Source organism: Oceanobacillus picturae, assembly GCF_000612865.1.
In the GTDB taxonomy this organism is placed as follows: domain Bacteria; phylum Bacillota; class Bacilli; order Bacillales; family Amphibacillaceae; genus Oceanobacillus_B; species Oceanobacillus_B jordanicus.
In genome coordinates, this window is the sequence record NZ_CCAX010000001.1 from 939,704 (window position 1) to 955,907 (window position 16,204).

Sequence of the window (16,204 nt, forward strand, 5' to 3'; positions counted from 1 at the left end):
CCATCATGTTTTTATTTTTTATTTACAGTCTTGGCAATAAAATCACCAAGATATTGAATAAGCTGTACCAACACAATTAATACAATAACTGTTGTAATCATTACCGTGTCGTCATACCGGTAATAGCCATAGCGAATGGCTAAATCACCAATCCCGCCACCACCAATGGTTCCAGCCATGGCAGAATATCCTATCAAACTAATTGCGGTGATCGTCAACCCACTGATAAGTCCAGGCTTTGTTTCCGGGAGAATAATATCCTTGATAATTAACCATGGAGATGCCCCTACGGCAATAGCAGCTTCGATCACCCCTTTATCAATTTCTCTAGCAGCAGATTCTACAATCCGGGCGTAAAAAGGAATGGCCGCAACCGATAGAGAAACAGAAGCTGCAAGTGGACCAGTAATACGTCCAACGATGAGGTCTGTAACAGGGAATAGAAAGACAAGCAAAATAATAAATGGTACAGAACGAACTAAATTCACAATGATACCAATTATTCCTTTTGCGATCCGGCTTTCCCAGAATAGGCCTTTGTCTGTTACGTACAGCAATATACCGATAGGGAGCCCAAGAATCAAGGCGACGAGTAAGCCTATTCCCACCATTAGCAATGTTTCAAAGAAAGCCGTGTTCAACTCAGGAAGGATTTCTATTATTCTATCGAGCATGCTGGATCACCTCCACTTGCTTTAACCGCTCTTCTAAATATTGCTTAGCAGAAGCTACCTCTTCCGTTTCTCCTAGCAATTCCATAATAAAAATGCCTAAAGGCGTCTCCTTTATGTACTCCACCTTGCCGTGAAGGATATTGCCACTGACCTGAAACTTTTGCAGCATATCTGACACTACGGCGTCACTCGCTAAGTTACCGCGAAATTGCAATTGGAGAATGGTACCTTTGCAGGCTTCAAGCAACTTTGCTGGTAAATCAAAGTTCAAAATGGTATCAATGAACTGCTTTGTCAGTTCCTCCTGTGGATTTGCAAAGATGTTATAAGATGGTCCTTGCTCAATAATTCTTCCATCCTGCATAACAGCACATGTATCACAAATTTCCTTCACTACTTCCATTTCATGGGTTATTAAAACGATGGTGATCCCAAGCTCTTGGTTGATTTTCTTTAATAGCTGCAAAATGGATTTTGTTGTGCTCGGATCCAATGCTGAGGTTGCTTCATCGCATAGTAGGACCTTAGGATTGTTCGCAAGCGCTCGCGCAATACTAACACGCTGCTTCTGTCCACCACTTAGTTGTGCAGGGTAATCATTTATTTTATCTGTTAAGCCAACTAATTCAAGCAGTTCCTCTACCCGCTTTTTCCTTTGTGATGGAGCTACTCCAGCCGCTTTTAAGGCAAATGCGATATTATCGAATACGGTTTTAGCTGATGCTAGATAGAAGCCTTGAAAGATCATGCCGATTGACTGTCGTGCTTCTCGCAACTTCTTTGGGGAAAGCTCTAATAAATTAACACCGTCCACTAATACTTTTCCTGAAGTTGGCCGTTCTAGTATATTCATACAGCGAATTAGGCTACTTTTTCCTGCACCACTATATCCTACAATGCCGTAGATTTCTCCCTTAGGTACTTCCAGTGAAACATTATCCACACCAACGACTTGGCCGGACTTTGTTTCATAGATCTTGCTTACCTTTTCTACCTTAATCATAATGTTCACTCCAATTCCGCCTGTAAATCCAATCCATGTAGAGTAGGAGGAGGGCTTTCACCCTCCGACCCCTCGTCAAACCGTACGTGCAGATTTCCCGCATACGGCTTTCACTTTGTCAGTTCCCCATTTCCGGGAGTGAGCCCATGATTTCACCCACGGATTAGGAACGGTTGGTGAGTAAGTCGACCATTGAAACCAACCCCAGATGAGTTAGTACTTTGTTCGGTATTCGCCAATTGGATTCCATGGAACGTTTCTTTCGCATGTAAGCTCGAACTCTCATTCGAATCCATTCGTCTTGCCGTTCGAACTTCTTCTTCACATTACCCACCTTAAAATAATTTGCGAAGCCACGGATAACTTCATTTAACTTGAAAATCATTTCTTCCGTACTTCTGCCTTGTTGCCTTCTCGATATTTGCCGGATTTTATCTTTGAACTTCCTAACTCTGTCTTCCGGTAAAACCATATAGTCTTTCCAGAAGTCAAAGCCCAAAAAGCGAAATCCTTCATCGAAATGGACAACCCTTGTCTTGGTGGGATGCATTGTTAAATGGAGCTTTTGTTCCAATATCCACTGTGCTTCCATATATGCCCTTTCTGCTTGCATTCTGGACTTACAGAAGATAACTGCGTCATCCGCAAAGCGGACTACTGGAAAGTCTGCCTCCACCATTGACCAATCAAATTCATCCAAATATATATTTGCCAACAACGGTGAAATGACACCCCCCTGTGGCGAGCCTTGATGCGTGTCATAGAACCGATCGTCTTCCATGACTCCAGCTTTTAACCACATTTCGATCAAATCAAGTACTCGCCCGTCGGCTATTTTGTTCTTGATTCGCTCCATTAGTTGGTTATGTGGGATATTATCAAAATACGACTTGATATCTAAATCAACAACGTATTCATATCCGCTTCGCTTAGCACGTCTCACCACATTCAATGCTTGATGTTGGGAGTGACCTTTTTGAAATCCATAACTATGTGGATAAAAGTCTCGGTCAAACAAGGGGTCCATCACCTGTCGGACTGCTTGTTGAATGATTCGGTCTCTGACTGTGGGTATCCCCAATGGTCGCTTTTGCTTCCCATCCCCTTTCGGGATATAATGACGCAAAACCGGCTCTGGTCGATAGCGATTTTGCTTCAGAAGTCGTTGAATCTCTCCGAGATTCTGTTCCAGTTGTGCCTCAAACCACAAAATCGTTTCTCCATCTACTCCGGCGCTTCCTTTATTGGCTTTTACAGCGTTTCATGCATTAGTTAGGTTACTCCTACAGTATACCTTATCTATAATGGAATAGTATTTGCGCTTAGGTCTCATACATATCACCACCTTCGCGCTTGCTCACCACAGTGTTCTTACGGTCGTTACAGGAAACGATTCCTTTCTCATTCCATCGCAAGGAATTGCGTGTCTAGGTAAAACCAATCGCTCCTATTCCTCTGCGATGTACTCAGGTCGCCAGTTCCTCTTTATCCTTACACAATTGTTGATGTTCGGCGGGCAATTCCCTCTTGAAGAACCTCTCCTCATTTAAGGCGTTACGTTTCCCACTCACTTCCATTCACAATGTTGACAAAGCAGATCCCTTCGCCTCTATTATGAAACTTTTGGTTTCATAGTAGGTTGGGCAACGCAATGCACCCACTCATCCGAGTTTTCTCCTCCTCACTGTCGCCAGCTTTCATTGGCTCGGATTTCATCACTACTACGGAGTCATCCGCCACCTGCAGTGCCGTCGGTTCGGCTTTCCCTTAAAGGTTATACCTCCCCTACCTAATGATGTTTACCATTAGGAGCCTACAGTGCTTCCCCCAGTAATTGCACACTCTCTTCCATCCATCCTGACCCTAATCACGTCGATGTGTCCTATAGGTCATTTCCCTTTTCCTTGTTTTCCTATAGAGTATACTTTCGTATAGGCTTCCCCGTTTTTCGGGCGGGTCACCCAGCATCGCCGCCACCTCTGGTTCACATGTTGTTCCGGGCTGGACTTTGCCTGCAGACCTTTCAGATTCCCCTTCGCAGAGGACACCCTGTCCATCCTTCTCCAGCTTGGAGGGAGGATGTTGCTTCGGCTACGTCACTTTAAAGGGTAAAGTTAACGGGTGGATTTGAACCACCTAGACTGTGTAACAGTGGGGCACACCAAAAAACCCCCTTTCATCATGAAAGAGGGTGTCGATTACAAGTATCTCACACTTATCTTTCAGAATGAATCATTCTGAAGGAAGTAGCACCACTCCAAATGGAAGGTTGCTGTGACATCTACGGGCCTTTCCCTCCGTCACTCTAGATAAGAAATATTCATATTGTTAGCATAATGATTATCATAGTCTCCGAACTCCACTTTGTCAATAGCTAGTTTTAAATATTCCTAACTTCCCAATTCGAGCTGCGGCTTCAGCAAGTCGATCTTCATTAGCTAACAATCCAGCTCGTACAAATCCCTCTCCCGCTTCACCAAAGCCATTACCTGGTGCTACAACAACATGTGCTTTTTCCAAAAGGAGGTCAGCAAATTCCTCTGATGTATATCCTTCTGGGACAGGAAGCCATGCAAAGAATGTACCGCGTGGCGCTTGAACGTTCCACCCAATTTCCTGCAATTTTTCTACAAACACATTTCGTCTACTCTCATAGGTAGCTACCAATTCATCTACAGCCGTTTGATCACCAAGTAAAGCCTTTTCTGCAGCTTGTTGCACAGCCCCAAACAAGCTAACGTATAAGTGATCTTGAATCAGGTTGAGGCTTTTTATCACGGAAGTATTTCCCACAGCAAAACCAACACGCCAGCCAGCCATATTATACGTTTTAGACAAGGTATACATTTCTACCCCAATATCCTTTGCTCCAGCTGATTGCATAAAACTTTGCGGTTTCTTTCCATCAAAGCCAATAGCCCCATATGCAAAATCATGTACGACACAGATTTCATTTTGTTTTGCCACTTCAATTGTTTCATCAAAAAATTCCTTGTTTGCAACACCGGCAGTCGGATTGTTTGGATAGTTTAAAAATAGTAACTTTGCTGCTTCAAGTTCAGCTTGATTTAGTTGTTGATAATTTGGTAGAAAATTATTTTTTTCTAACAATGGCATAAAAACTGGGTTTGCATTGGCCATGGCAATTCCGGACATGTAATCTGGATAGCCAGGGTCAGGTAATAATGCTGTATCTCCTGCATTTAACAAGCATTGGCTAATTTCAACCAGTCCTGTTTTGGCACCAAATAGAATCGCTACCTCTGATTCTGGATCAATATCGACATCGTATTCCCTCTTGTAAAAGGTTGCCACCGCTTCTTTAAGAAAATTATGGCCTGTAAACGGGGAATATTTATGATAGACAGGATTATCCGCTGCTGTCTTTAATTCTTCTACTATATGGTTTGGCGTTGGCAAATCAGGATTCCCCTGGCCAAGATTAATCACATCATGCCCCTCACTGCTTAATGCTTGTACTTTTTTTACCAATTTGGCAAAAAACTGCTCTGGCAGGCGTTTCAACGTATCTGATACTGGAAAGCTTTGCACGGTTTTCTCACCTCTAATAATTCTAAAATTCTAATTATCTATGTTAGCCAATTCTGCATCTTTTGTAAAGCTGTACTTACCAAAGGATCAGGTTAATTGACAGGAAAATAAGGCGATGGGATAATAAGCACCAATAACAACGAGCACTTAAAATTAGGATCAGGCTGTTAGGTTACCCTTGCTTTTATAAAGGAGTTGATTTTATGACATTGTCTGTTGCCTTGTTGCAGATAGACATTACATTTGGAGACCCGGTAGCAAATGAAGAAAAGGTAGAAAGAATGTTTGCAAGTTTAAAAGAAAAGAAAGTAGATGTGGTCGTTTTACCCGAGCTGTGGACAACTGGCTATGATCTTACCCGTTTAGAAGAGATTGCCGACTCTAACGGAGAACGTTCCCTCTCCTTCCTTTCTAGACTTGCCCAGAAATATGACGTGCATCTTGTAGGAGGATCTGTGGCCAAGCGCACAGAACGAGGCGTAACCAATTCCATGTTTGTTATCAATTCAAATGGTGAACTCGTAAAGGAATATACAAAAGCACATCTATTTAGATTGATGGATGAGGAAAAGTATTTGGTGGAAGGTAGTGAGAATGGTATTTTCGAATTGGCCGGAGCAAAATCTGCGGGCGTTATTTGCTATGATATACGTTTCCCAGAATGGATCCGAACACATATGCTTGATAATACGAAGGTTTTATATGTGGTTGCGGAATGGCCTGCAAAACGAATAGACCATTGGAAAGCCTTGCTGATCAGTAGAGCTATTGAGAATCAATGCTATGTTGTAGCTTGCAACCGAGTTGGTGCTGATCCTAACAATCAATTTGGTGGGCATTCTATGGTTATTGGACCTTGGGGAGAAATCTTGGAAGAAGCTGACGATCAAGAGACCATCCTATACAGCGAATTAGATGTAGAGCAGGTAGATAATGTTCGACAACGTATTCCGATTTTTTCTGATCGTCGCCCGGGTATCTACAGATATTAAAGAAGAGGCTGGGACATAACTAAATCGTCTATGCTTAAATACGAATAATAAGCTTTAGCACCGCTTCGGCGGAACACTCCGCTTTCCACGGGCACGGCCTCAGCCTCCTCGTGGAAAGGACACCACTCCGGGGTCTTCGGACTCGTGCTGTTCCCGTTGGAGTCTTCGCGTTCTGCCTACGCTAAAATAAGAAAACCCGAACTAGGCAAACCTTTATTAACGGATTTGCAAGATAGTTCGGGATTTCTTGTGTTAAGAGAACTTTTGTCTCATTCTCTTTTTTCGTACTAAAACCAAAAAAGTTACAGTTAACAAAGATGCATAACCAAGTATGTGGATAAAAGTGAATAACAGCTGAGCATTCGCTGTTATAGTATCCTGGGAAAGCACGTCCATTATTGCAAAGGAAGGAGGAAAAACCCATGTAACAAAAGAAAATCCACGTGGAAGAAATTCCACTATGCCACCCTTAACAAGTGAAATTACTAAAATCAATACAAGTAATAGCCAAGTGCTTAGTGTCTTTCTGCTCCATATTTTTGTGAAATATAGCGACACGGCGACGCCCAAGAAAGAAATAAGGAAATGTGCAGTAATTGCTATCAAAACGTCCCACATTGTAACAGAACGATGAAAAGCACCAATCCAAATTGGATATAGAACAGCCAACATGATAAGAAAGCTTATCATAATAAGAACGCCAATTACCTTGCTAAGAAACACAGAAATAAAACTTCTAGCATGTACAGCTGTTATATGAAGCTGGGTTGCATCTTCTCTATTCACCAGGGTTATCGTTAACCAGGCGGTGACAAAATATAGAACTGCACAGGAAACAGCATAGCTACTGAAAACGGGATTGGGAACATATGTATATGCTACAAATGTCCACAAGCAGAATAAACTGACGGGCGGTACATATAAGTAGGACCTTAAATAGTCTTTTAACATATAGGAAACGAGTGCTTTCAAAATCTCACCTGGCTTTCTGTTTGTCCATTTATATCCGGCTTTTCTTTGATAGAAATTTAATCTTTCCACCCTGGTTAATAATTGTTAAAAGTAGTTTATCACTGTTGGTAGCTTCTACATTTACCTCATAGCCTCCATCTTGGAGTCTACGTAGAGTTTGCATATCTACTGTCTTATTAATTAGAGGAGAAATTTCATCAAGGTTTCCCGAAAACTGAACCGTACGATACGATTTTTCTGTTTTCATCTCCCCTTCTTTCACCTCTTTATTTTCGATAAGAAGAATACGATCCGCCAAATTTTCTTTTAATAAGCCCTCATGGCAAGTGAAAAGAATTGTAGTCTTTTTTTCCTTCAATTGTTTCAGATACTGTAATAAATTTTCCTGCGAATGAGGATCCAGTCCAGAAAGTGGCTCATCGAGTAAAAGGATAGACGGCTCCCTAAGCAAACTTTGCATAAGGTTTATTTTTTGTTTGTTGCCTTTAGAAAGTTTATAAATGTAATCTTGATGGAAATTGAAATTAAATTGCTTAAAAAGAAGTGTGAGGCGATTTTCAAGCTCTTCCCTATTCATTCCCTCTATTCTCCCCATATGTGTTAAGTATTCCTTGGCAGTGAAATGGAGTGATTTTGGGGGGATTTCCGGGGCATAGCCATATTTTTTAATATCCCTTCTCACCTGGCCCTTAGTTGGAGAAACAACGCCTGCTAAGAGCTTTAAGAACAGGCTTTTTCCTGTCCCGTTCTCTCCAATAACAGCAACACATTCCTTTTCCTTTAAACTTATGGAAACATTATTTAAAATAACCTGATCACCTATTTTAACGTCTACATCTTTTAATTCGATCATCCGCATTCTATTCTCCTATGTATGTTGCCATGCTTCCTAAACGATCATTTATTTTCTTGTTTCTAGTTTCTCTAAACGTTTCTCCAGTTGACTAATTCTTTCCTCATTCTGCTTTGCTGGTTCTTTCATTCTGAATACCGCACTTCTAAAAATAGCGATAATAGTGATAAGAAAGACAATGAATCCCGCTACAAACATAAAGATAATTTCCATGGGATACCCTCCTCATCTATATATTTCTTGTTTACACCATAAAATCCTGCCTTGAATTGAAAAATGCCCCAATAATTGGGACATTTTAATCTACATTACTTCTTTAATTCCTTTTTTAACAAGTATCCAGTTGGCTGGGTAACTTGTAAGAAAACCGAGTATCATGGCAATTTGCATCATAAACCAATATACAGCAGTATCTGGCTTTGGTGGCACCGTAAAGAGAACAAAATGAACGATTGCCATCCAGCCAAACATGCCAATTTCAAATGCAATAAGTGCTGCAGAATCTGCTTTTATCGCTGATTTAAGCGCACCTTTTTTACCAAGATCTTTGTTCATTGGATAGATCGCATAATATTGGAATATAATTCCGACTAGATATGCTAGGATAAATTCAACCAAATAATGTGCAAACAAAGTGGAACCTACTATGGTGAAACCAGTTAGTGCCACAAACGGAACGCCCGCTGCATCCCCTACTGTGCATCCCCCAGCACAATGACTTGTCGACACAAAGACCTTTGCAGGCGTTTTCCGTCGATCTTCACGCTCTGAGTCTTTTGCATTTAGACGTCCCCACTTAAAGTAAGCCCAAAGTGCGAATGGTCCAAAAAACCATCCGTTGATCGGCCATACCAAGTTCATTACTTTCATGTGCTGAGGATGCCTGATAACATCGACTATAATGATTGCGGAACTTATTATTCCAATGGATAATGCGACCCAAGATATAGTAGTTAACATCATTTTCACCCCATAGTATAGTTTCTACCCAAGTTTGTAATCTTTCTAAACAATGGATGAACAAACTTTACTCTCCCACCATATTTTATAGGGAACTACCCTATTCTATGAGGTGAGCATATGGAACATTTACCAGCTGTAGACGTTGGTCTCATGTCAGATCATTTAATGGCACATGAGGGAATGCTACAAAAATTACGAACGTATCAGGAAATAGCCACAAGCCATGACCTTAAAAGAATTCTTGCCCTACAATACAATGTGATGTCTGATCACGTGCGCGTTATGCTTAAATTAATTGATCCTAATTATACTTCTTATGTAGAACTTGCTCCAATCAATATGACCTTGCTCGAACAAAATTCCATTGGGCATTTCGGAATTAGTCAGGCTGACCACTGGATTGCCAGGGAGGCACATACGTCAGCTAAAGACATGGCCAATACGAATTTCACTTCTGCCTTAATGATGCAAAACCAAAACGTGCGAAATGTTCACGTAGAAATGGCCTTACAGCAATTGAAAATGATGGAGCTTTATGAACAATTTATTCATCGAATAGGAGGCCCCTTCATTCCGCGTGTATCCAATGAAGAACAACTTCGTACGTATAACTATTTTCAAGCTTTGTTCTCTAATTAAGTATAGCGGTATGAGGATTACAACAAATAATGAGTCTCATGGGAAACGATCTAGTTGCCATCATCTTTGTCTATCGTTAAACTACAAGTAACAAAGACAACACCAGGAGGAATCGCCATGCGACTTTGGCACGAAAATTTAATTCCCCACCTACCTAGGCAACAACTGCTTGGACAGCATCGCGAATGCTGTGCTCTTAGAGGTAATGGTTGGGGAAAGCCACATGCTACAGTAAATTATGTATTCGATTATTCACCATATCGTCTGTTTATCTACCATCAATTAATTATGAGGGAGATGCAAAAACGAGGATATCGGGTCGATCCTTTATGGGAAGATCCTTTTTATAGAGGAAAGATTTCTGAAGCACATAATGAAAGTAGCCTTTACGCAAATGAGCATGTAGACGAACTAGAAAGACCACTTTATCCTGAGCATTCCCCTGTCTACTTAAGAGAATGTCTCGATAACCTGAGCGAAAAAGGCATTGAATTGCCAAGAATACAAGAATAAATGAAACCCGCCAGTAAGAGCTGGCAGGCTTCATTTGTTTATGTGAAATATTCTATTTTGGCATCAGGGAAGTAGTGGTTAATATAACCACCAAGCGTATCTTTGATGTCTTCTTGTTCTTCATTTTGATAGACATATTTGCCAATTCCGTATCTTCCCCATTTCCACTTTCGTTTTGATTCATCAAGCTCCAGCTTTGTCATCGGATAATTTTCCTGAATGACTCGCTTGGCCGGCTTGGTAAAGCGATGCTGAATTAATTCAAAAGTTAAATCCTTCGTTGCTTTTGCTGGCAAGGCCGCTTCAAGCCTTTCAAACATCTCTTTATAGCCTTCTTTCCAACCCTCATGCAAATAAATTGGAGCAACGATAAAACCGAGTGGGTATCCAGCTTCAGCAATCTTTACTGCCGCTTCAATACGTTCTTTCAAGCGGGACGTCCCTGGCTCAAAATATTTAATAATGTAATCATCGTTTACACTAAAACGGAAACGTGTTCTACCTTTATGCTCTGCATCTAGTAAATGATCGACATGCGCAAATTTCGTAACAAAACGGAGCTTGCCATGCTCGGACTTCCCGAAGTATTCAATTGCCCTTTTTAATGTGTGGGTCAGATGATCAATCCCAACGATATCAGAGGTACAGGATGCTTCAAACCGGGTGAATTCAGGTGCTCTTTCCTGCATATATTCCTCTGCGGCATCAAAAATCTCGTCTACATTTACATAGGAACGGATATACGGTTTGCTTCCCATTGTTGTTTGCAAATAACAATAATGACAGTGGCCCATGCAGCCTGTTGCAAATGGAATTGCATACTCTGCAGATGGCTTCGATGTATCAAATTTAAGTGTTTTCCGAATACCGAGCACGAGCGTTGATTTTGCTGTCCGGTATTTTTGAAAATGATTCTCTCCAGGTAAGTTACGAATTTGATTATGAGACGTCGTTTCCCTTATCTCGATATCCATCTTTTCAAACTTTCCAATTAACTCCTTAGCAAGCGGATATTCCATAGCTCGTGGCTCTACGTATACAAGTTGCGGCACAAAAGGCTTAACCATAATAATCCTCTGTTTCCGGTAGTCCAAAAGCAACCTGATATGCTTCCTCTGCTTCTTCAGCACTTTTGTATACCGCAAACTCCTCTGTTAATGGAAAATAAGTCTCGTGTATAAATAGTGCAAGTTCACCGTTTTGATCTGGATTTTCAACTACAGCAGCCTGCTGCACATGTGCCACGTCTTGGGCATGGGGATTACGAATAATAATATAAACAACCTCTCCAGGTTGATAGGATTCATTTATATGCATTTTTTCACCATTCTTCCTTTTTACCATTCAGTATCCGCACTTTCTGTGAAATTATGAGAGTTAGCTTTTTTTAGTAGTAAAATGAGAAAGTTATACATTGGTGCGTAGCATAGTAGAAGATAATTGTTTATATGGAGGAGACCTGACTACAGGCATTGGACTTAGTAAATTTAATTAGTCATAACCATATCCAAGGAGCTATGGTAAAATAAAGTAGAAATATTGCGAAATTACCGTTACCCTAACGCGAGTTTAGTAAGTCTAATAAAAAACTAATTATAAATTTATGTAGGAGTATGTAGGAGGGTGTTTATGAAAAAGGGTTTAATCTTATTTATCGTAATTGGATTTATATTAGTGGGGTGTAAGAGTGAAACGAACAACGGAATATCTACTGAATCGAATAGAAGTAATGTTGAAAGTGCTCAAGGAACAAATCCTTTGGATAGCTCTATTACAGGAGAATTTGAATTGTATAATGGGAAAACTTTAAAAGTTGCAGTGATTGGAACTTCTCCTCAGATCAGAGAAGAACAAGTGGTATTTAATGAAATATCTTTTGAGGAATTGACAAAAGGTGAAATGGTGAACTACGATGCCGTCTTTGTTATGAAAGAAAGACTTAACCAAGCCTCCAACAGTCAGTATGCAGATATTTACCTGAATTCTGATATCCCGGTCTTTTTTATATCTGCTAATAGCCATCTTCCTTTTACATTAAAAGATACAGAGTATAGTCAGTCTTGGGAATGGACCCCTGGTAACATGTTTGCTACTGGTGTGATAAAGGATTCAGATAATGGCTCATTAAAAGAATTGGGTGTTGGTTTGTATAATGATGAAAAGACAAATGAACACATAAAAGCAACCTATTCTTTAGTATTCAAGCAAATAGAAGAAATCAGTCTTTAAAGTTTTATAAACACATTGTATCAACAGGGGACCACCCTCAATCCATAGCAAGAGGCTGGAACAAAATTATATTATTGCCGTTTAAACACGAATAATACTTTTTAGCGTCGCTTGGCAGAACACTTCGCTTTCCACGGGCACGGCCTCAGCCTCCTCGTGGAAAAGGCCCCACTGTGGGGTCTTCGGACTCGCGCTATTCCCGTTGGATTCTCCGCATTCTGCCTACGCTAAAACAAGAAAACCCGAACTAGGCAAACCTTTATACAATGAATTGCATGATAGTTCGGTTTTTCAATTGTTTAGAGAACTTTTGTCCCAACCTTTTTGCCTTATCCAAGGGCAACATCAAGTATCATCATGATGGTGAATCCAATCATTAAACTCATCACTGCAAGATCTTTATTTCCTTCTTCCTGCGAACCAGGAATCACCTCTTCCGCTACAACAAAAATCATCGCTCCTGCTGCAAAGCTTAATGCATAAGGAAGAAGCGGCTGTATGAAGGTAACAGCCATCGCTCCGATAATCCCGGCAATTGGCTCAACCATCCCGGAAAACTGGCCGTACATAAAGCTCTTCCGGCGGGACATACCTTCTCTTCGTAGTGGCATGGAGACGGCTAGCCCTTCAGGAAAGTTCTGTATCCCAATACCCAACGCAAGAACAATGGCTCCTGTAATTGAAGCAGATGGAAATTCTGCAGCCACAGCCCCAAAGGCAACCCCAACCGCTAATCCTTCTGGAATATTGTGCAAGGTTATCGCCAAAACAAGTAACGTACTACGCTTTTTCTTTTTGGGCTGATATCCCTCGGCCTCACTCATTGGAGAGGTGGGATGTAAATGTGGCAAAATTTTATCAATTACCCATAGAAAAATGCCACCGAGCATAAATCCAACTGCTGCGGGTACCCAGGTAATGGAGCCATTTTCTTCTGCCAAGTCTAGCGCCGGTGAAAGTAAAGACCAAAAACTGGCCGCAATCATAACCCCGCCCGCGAATCCGAGCATACTGTCCATTAATTTTTGATTAAAATTTTTAGTTGTAAATACGAGTGCAGCCCCAAGTGCGGTCATAGCCCAAGTAAATAATGTCGCAATCCCTGCTTGTGCAACTGGGTGCAATGATAGGAAGTAGTCTAGCATAATTAGTGCTCCTTTCTCTGCTGCAATGCCTTGTTTAAATGTCAGTCTATGTTGCTAATTTAATACTATTCCTATCTGACGGGATTTGTAAACAATATCGAACTAAGAGGATGATCTCGAGTAAATAATTTGGGAAGGTAATAAGTGCTATATAAAAATAAGACTTTATAAAAACGTAAAGGAGCAGCATAGTAGCTGCTCCTTTACCATGTTAAGCATTTCCTCCTGCCTCTAACACAGCATATAGCGGATAATGATCACTTGGGAATTGATCTCCATTTCTTGTATTGACGACCTCTATAAAACGAGCTGTGACCTCTCCTTTTGTCAATATCCCATCAATTCGGGATTCCTTCCCTCCACCTGTAGGATCGTGAAAATTATTGAACGTTCCCAATGTGTCATTTTTTCGTTCCGCTGCGGTTTCCCATAGGTTTAAATAGCCACTCTCCTTTAGAATTTGGAAAGGAGTACTTTCATGATTCGCATTAAAATCCCCTGTTAACACCATAGGTAATCCTTCACTTAAATCCGACCTTTCCCCCAGTAATGCTGCAGCCTTCTCTCGTGCTTTGGAAGCTATATGATCAAAATGTGTATTTAGGATATAAAGTTCCTCTCCATTATCTAGACTACGGAATTTTCCCCATGACACAATTCGCGGACAGGAACTACCCCACCCTTTGGATCCAGGCTCCTCCGGGTTCTCTGATAACCAGTATGTAGCTGTATCGATTACTTCAAAAGCAGCTTTTCGGAAAAAAATCGCAGATCGTTCTCCTTTCTCACCGCCATCTCTTCCCTCCCCGATCCACTGATAGTCAGACAGTTTTGCTTCTAGGTCGCTCATTTGCTGTGGTACTGCTTCTTGGATTCCTATAAAATCTGGGTTTTTATCCTTGATTACCTTAATTAATTCTGGTAGTCTCTCCGCCCATGTATGTGGCGTTCCATCCTCACTTGCCAGGCACCTAATATTGTAGCTCATTACGCCGATTTGCATGTAGCTTCCCCCTTAGCTATGATACTTTCAGTATGAATACTCCCGCCACTTAATTCCCTAACGAAAATTTAAAGTGGGGGTTTCTTTCGTGTCGAACTTAGCGAACGATTAACGAAAGTGGGGTTGACACGTTAATGGACTGACTACCATCCAACCCCTCTATTCCATTTGCAAGTGCATTTGGAAATGCTTTTCTTAAAATATTGCAAGCGCCGTTTACATCTGCGTTTAGTAATGTTCCGTTCGAAGAACGGTACAAACCTCGCTTGATGCGTTTCCCCGAAAACACAGGTTTGTCCTTTGTTCTCTTTCCATATGTTGGGATAACATCGTTATCCAAGAAACTCGCTTTTGAGGTGTAGGACTCTTCGCGTATTTCAACTTTAATACCGTGTTCTGCAGCCTTATATTTGACCATATTTAATAACATTCCGTGTGGAATGCTGGTGAAGAATTGATTGTTCCTTTTAGACATATTTGTTTCCTGTTTCCATTGCTTGTTCAGTCCAATTACAATGGTTGATACATCCTCTCGGAGTGCAAGGTTAACGATATTACGGCTCGCCTTGTGGAACAAATCCTTTATTTTGCGTTGTCGTTTCTGGTACAGACCTGTGAGGGCATTTGAAGAGAATGAACCCTCTTTCGCTCCCTTACCTTGGCGCAGGACGCCATATAAATGAGCTCTTTTTTTATTGTACAATTGATTAATGGATTTGATTTTTTTGCCCTTTAACAGAACAGGTCGATGACCTGTGTTTGTAATAATGGTTGCTAAATTATCAATTCCCAAATCGATAGCCATGTACTTATTGTTGTCTGCTTTAGGTTCGTTCTTAGGCTGTGTTTCCATTATCAATTCCACCACGTACTGGCCGTGTCGGGGGATAACCCGGACCTGTTTTAACTTACCTTCGGTAAGTCCTAACTTGCCAATATTCAAACGATCCTTGGTTTTAGGAAACTTTAAGAAACGTTGGTCTTTTACAACGCAATCTTGATTGCTAAAAACCACTTCTTTTTGCTTGGCCCGGGAGTAGTTCGGAATTCTTGGTCGGCCTTTGTATTTAGAAGGGGTCTTTTTGTAGTCTTTCAGACTACTAAAAAACGACTTCCAGTTTTGAAAAACGTTCTTCATGACTGCTTGAGTCGATTGTGTTGGCAAAGAACGGTAATCATTCTGAACCATGGATTTGAACAAAGCATCCAAAAAATTGTAATCAACAAAAGGTTTTTCTTGAGTTGGACCTTCGAAAAGATTACATTTCAACTCTTTTTGTTTTTCTTTTGGTTTTGCTTTTTCTTTTTTTGCTTTTCGAAGATAAGCAGCTAGCTGCACATCATTCATTTTAGGTAAGTGCTTTTGGATATTTTCCAGCACTTCGTGTTGAAGAGGTTGAAGCTCTTTATCGCTTTTCAACGCTGTGTATGCCTGGCGAATATAAAAATTAGTCGTGTTATACATATTCTTTGCATTAGAAGTGGCTTGTTCAAAATAATTGAACAGGCGATGACCTTTTTTAATTAAAATTTGATGTGTTTTGTACTGTTTTTCTGTTGTAGCCATAGCTCCCCCCTCCCAATACGAATGTATGTTTGTAAGATAATATTACCAAAAACAAATGAAAAAGTCTTTGATTTCGCTAGAGAATAAAAAAAGTCCATT

At 40.8% G+C, this 16,204-nt stretch carries 16 protein-coding genes, 1 pseudogene and 1 riboswitch; of the genes and pseudogenes, 4 read left to right on the forward strand and 13 right to left on the reverse strand.

Annotated features, from left to right (window positions below):
* Positions 1 to 11 precede the first annotated feature (11 nt).
* The 4 genes and pseudogenes from BN988_RS04730 to BN988_RS04745 all read right to left on the reverse strand — a co-directional run bounded on the left by BN988_RS04730 (position 12) and on the right by BN988_RS04745 (position 5,229).
* The gene (locus tag BN988_RS04730) at positions 12 to 674 is read right to left on the reverse strand and encodes a methionine ABC transporter permease (protein WP_036573634.1); all 663 of its coding nucleotides are present in this window, start codon (positions 672 to 674) and stop codon (positions 12 to 14) included.
* Entirely contained in the window at positions 664 to 1,677 is a 1,014-nt protein-coding gene (locus tag BN988_RS04735; protein WP_036573636.1) for a methionine ABC transporter ATP-binding protein, read from the reverse strand. Before BN988_RS04735 ends, BN988_RS04730 begins: the two co-directional genes overlap by 11 nt.
* A 163-nt stretch (positions 1,678 to 1,840) precedes the next feature.
* Positions 1,841 to 2,923: pseudogene (ltrA, locus tag BN988_RS04740) on the reverse strand (group II intron reverse transcriptase/maturase); the annotation flags it as partial.
* Positions 2,924 to 3,889: 966 nt separating this feature from the next.
* Positions 3,890 to 3,993: riboswitch (SAM riboswitch) on the reverse strand.
* 51 nt (positions 3,994 to 4,044) lie between these two features.
* Positions 4,045 to 5,229 carry a pyridoxal phosphate-dependent aminotransferase gene (locus tag BN988_RS04745; RefSeq protein ID WP_036573639.1) on the reverse strand — a complete coding sequence of 395 codons (1,185 nt, stop codon included), beginning with the start codon at positions 5,227 to 5,229 and terminating at the stop codon, positions 4,045 to 4,047.
* Between the two features lie 203 nt (positions 5,230 to 5,432).
* Between BN988_RS04745 and BN988_RS04750 the strand changes: the two genes are divergently transcribed.
* Entirely contained in the window at positions 5,433 to 6,221 is a 789-nt protein-coding gene (locus tag BN988_RS04750; RefSeq protein WP_036573641.1) for a carbon-nitrogen family hydrolase, read from the forward strand.
* A gap of 252 nt (positions 6,222 to 6,473) precedes the next feature.
* Here the strand turns inward: BN988_RS04750 and BN988_RS04755 are convergent, their stop codons facing one another.
* The 4 genes from BN988_RS04755 to BN988_RS04765 all read right to left on the reverse strand — a co-directional run bounded on the left by BN988_RS04755 (position 6,474) and on the right by BN988_RS04765 (position 9,006).
* Positions 6,474 to 7,193, reverse strand: coding sequence for a hypothetical protein (locus tag BN988_RS04755; protein ID WP_036573644.1), 720 nt, complete (start codon positions 7,191 to 7,193; stop codon positions 6,474 to 6,476).
* 28 nt (positions 7,194 to 7,221) lie between these two features.
* Positions 7,222 to 8,046 (reverse strand): ATP-binding cassette domain-containing protein, encoded by an 825-nt coding sequence (locus BN988_RS04760; protein ID WP_187120231.1) that lies wholly within the window; start codon positions 8,044 to 8,046, stop codon positions 7,222 to 7,224.
* 48 nt (positions 8,047 to 8,094) lie between these two features.
* On the reverse strand, positions 8,095 to 8,259 hold the full coding sequence (locus tag BN988_RS18785) for a hypothetical protein (RefSeq protein WP_155988262.1): 165 nt from the start codon (positions 8,257 to 8,259) through the stop codon (positions 8,095 to 8,097).
* Positions 8,260 to 8,349: 90 nt separating this feature from the next.
* Complete coding sequence (locus BN988_RS04765; protein ID WP_036573646.1) at positions 8,350 to 9,006, reverse strand: DUF4396 domain-containing protein; 657 nt, start codon at positions 9,004 to 9,006, stop codon at positions 8,350 to 8,352.
* Between the two features lie 120 nt (positions 9,007 to 9,126).
* Here BN988_RS04765 and BN988_RS04770 point away from each other — a divergent pair, with 120 nt between their 5' ends.
* Positions 9,127 to 9,648 carry a hypothetical protein gene (locus BN988_RS04770; protein WP_036573647.1) on the forward strand — a complete coding sequence of 174 codons (522 nt, stop codon included), beginning with the start codon at positions 9,127 to 9,129 and terminating at the stop codon, positions 9,646 to 9,648.
* Between the two features lie 117 nt (positions 9,649 to 9,765).
* Positions 9,766 to 10,161, forward strand: a complete 396-nt coding sequence (locus BN988_RS04775; RefSeq protein ID WP_036573650.1) for a TIGR02328 family protein — start codon at positions 9,766 to 9,768, stop codon at positions 10,159 to 10,161.
* 38 nt (positions 10,162 to 10,199) lie between these two features.
* Here BN988_RS04775 and splB read toward each other — a convergent pair whose 3' ends face one another.
* Both splB and BN988_RS04785 read right to left on the reverse strand, forming a co-directional pair.
* Positions 10,200 to 11,228, reverse strand: a complete 1,029-nt coding sequence (gene splB, locus BN988_RS04780; protein WP_036573652.1) for a spore photoproduct lyase — start codon at positions 11,226 to 11,228, stop codon at positions 10,200 to 10,202.
* Positions 11,221 to 11,505, reverse strand: coding sequence for a transcriptional regulator SplA domain-containing protein (locus tag BN988_RS04785; RefSeq protein ID WP_269147157.1), 285 nt, complete (start codon positions 11,503 to 11,505; stop codon positions 11,221 to 11,223). Before BN988_RS04785 ends, splB begins: the two co-directional genes overlap by 8 nt.
* 285 nt (positions 11,506 to 11,790) lie before the next feature.
* Between BN988_RS04785 and BN988_RS04790 the strand changes: the two genes are divergently transcribed.
* Complete coding sequence (locus BN988_RS04790; RefSeq protein WP_231495189.1) at positions 11,791 to 12,390, forward strand: hypothetical protein; 600 nt, start codon at positions 11,791 to 11,793, stop codon at positions 12,388 to 12,390.
* A gap of 329 nt (positions 12,391 to 12,719) precedes the next feature.
* Here the strand turns inward: BN988_RS04790 and BN988_RS04795 are convergent, their stop codons facing one another.
* The 3 genes from BN988_RS04795 to BN988_RS04805 all read right to left on the reverse strand — a co-directional run bounded on the left by BN988_RS04795 (position 12,720) and on the right by BN988_RS04805 (position 16,105).
* On the reverse strand, positions 12,720 to 13,535 hold the full coding sequence (locus tag BN988_RS04795) for a ZIP family metal transporter (protein WP_036573654.1): 816 nt from the start codon (positions 13,533 to 13,535) through the stop codon (positions 12,720 to 12,722).
* A gap of 211 nt (positions 13,536 to 13,746) precedes the next feature.
* On the reverse strand, positions 13,747 to 14,538 hold the full coding sequence (locus BN988_RS04800) for an endonuclease/exonuclease/phosphatase family protein (RefSeq protein ID WP_051557663.1): 792 nt from the start codon (positions 14,536 to 14,538) through the stop codon (positions 13,747 to 13,749).
* 97 nt (positions 14,539 to 14,635) lie between these two features.
* Complete coding sequence (locus BN988_RS04805) at positions 14,636 to 16,105, reverse strand: RNA-guided endonuclease InsQ/TnpB family protein (RefSeq protein WP_036573657.1); 1,470 nt, start codon at positions 16,103 to 16,105, stop codon at positions 14,636 to 14,638.
* Positions 16,106 to 16,204 lie beyond the last annotated feature (99 nt).

What these genes read in the sequence shown, in the direction of transcription:
- BN988_RS04765 (WP_036573646.1), bottom strand. Translation starts at nt 9,006, where the DNA reads ATGTTAACTACTATATCTTGGGTCGCATTATCCATTGGAATAATAAGT.
- splB (WP_036573652.1), bottom strand. Translation starts at nt 11,228, where the DNA reads ATGGTTAAGCCTTTTGTGCCGCAACTTGTATACGTAGAGCCACGAGCT.
- BN988_RS04805 (WP_036573657.1), bottom strand. Translation starts at nt 16,105, where the DNA reads ATGGCTACAACAGAAAAACAGTACAAAACACATCAAATTTTAATTAAA.
- BN988_RS04775 (WP_036573650.1), top strand. Translation starts at nt 9,766, where the DNA reads ATGCGACTTTGGCACGAAAATTTAATTCCCCACCTACCTAGGCAACAA.
- BN988_RS18785 (WP_155988262.1), bottom strand. Translation starts at nt 8,259, where the DNA reads ATGGAAATTATCTTTATGTTTGTAGCGGGATTCATTGTCTTTCTTATC.
- BN988_RS04770 (WP_036573647.1), top strand. Translation starts at nt 9,127, where the DNA reads ATGGAACATTTACCAGCTGTAGACGTTGGTCTCATGTCAGATCATTTA.
- BN988_RS04785 (WP_269147157.1), bottom strand. Translation starts at nt 11,505, where the DNA reads ATGGTAAAAAGGAAGAATGGTGAAAAAATGCATATAAATGAATCCTAT.
- BN988_RS04795 (WP_036573654.1), bottom strand. Translation starts at nt 13,535, where the DNA reads ATGCTAGACTACTTCCTATCATTGCACCCAGTTGCACAAGCAGGGATT.
- BN988_RS04790 (WP_231495189.1), top strand. Translation starts at nt 11,791, where the DNA reads ATGAAAAAGGGTTTAATCTTATTTATCGTAATTGGATTTATATTAGTG.
- BN988_RS04800 (WP_051557663.1), bottom strand. Translation starts at nt 14,538, where the DNA reads ATGCAAATCGGCGTAATGAGCTACAATATTAGGTGCCTGGCAAGTGAG.
- BN988_RS04750 (WP_036573641.1), top strand. Translation starts at nt 5,433, where the DNA reads ATGACATTGTCTGTTGCCTTGTTGCAGATAGACATTACATTTGGAGAC.
- BN988_RS04730 (WP_036573634.1), bottom strand. Translation starts at nt 674, where the DNA reads ATGCTCGATAGAATAATAGAAATCCTTCCTGAGTTGAACACGGCTTTC.
- BN988_RS04760 (WP_187120231.1), bottom strand. Translation starts at nt 8,046, where the DNA reads ATGATCGAATTAAAAGATGTAGACGTTAAAATAGGTGATCAGGTTATT.
- BN988_RS04735 (WP_036573636.1), bottom strand. Translation starts at nt 1,677, where the DNA reads ATGATTAAGGTAGAAAAGGTAAGCAAGATCTATGAAACAAAGTCCGGC.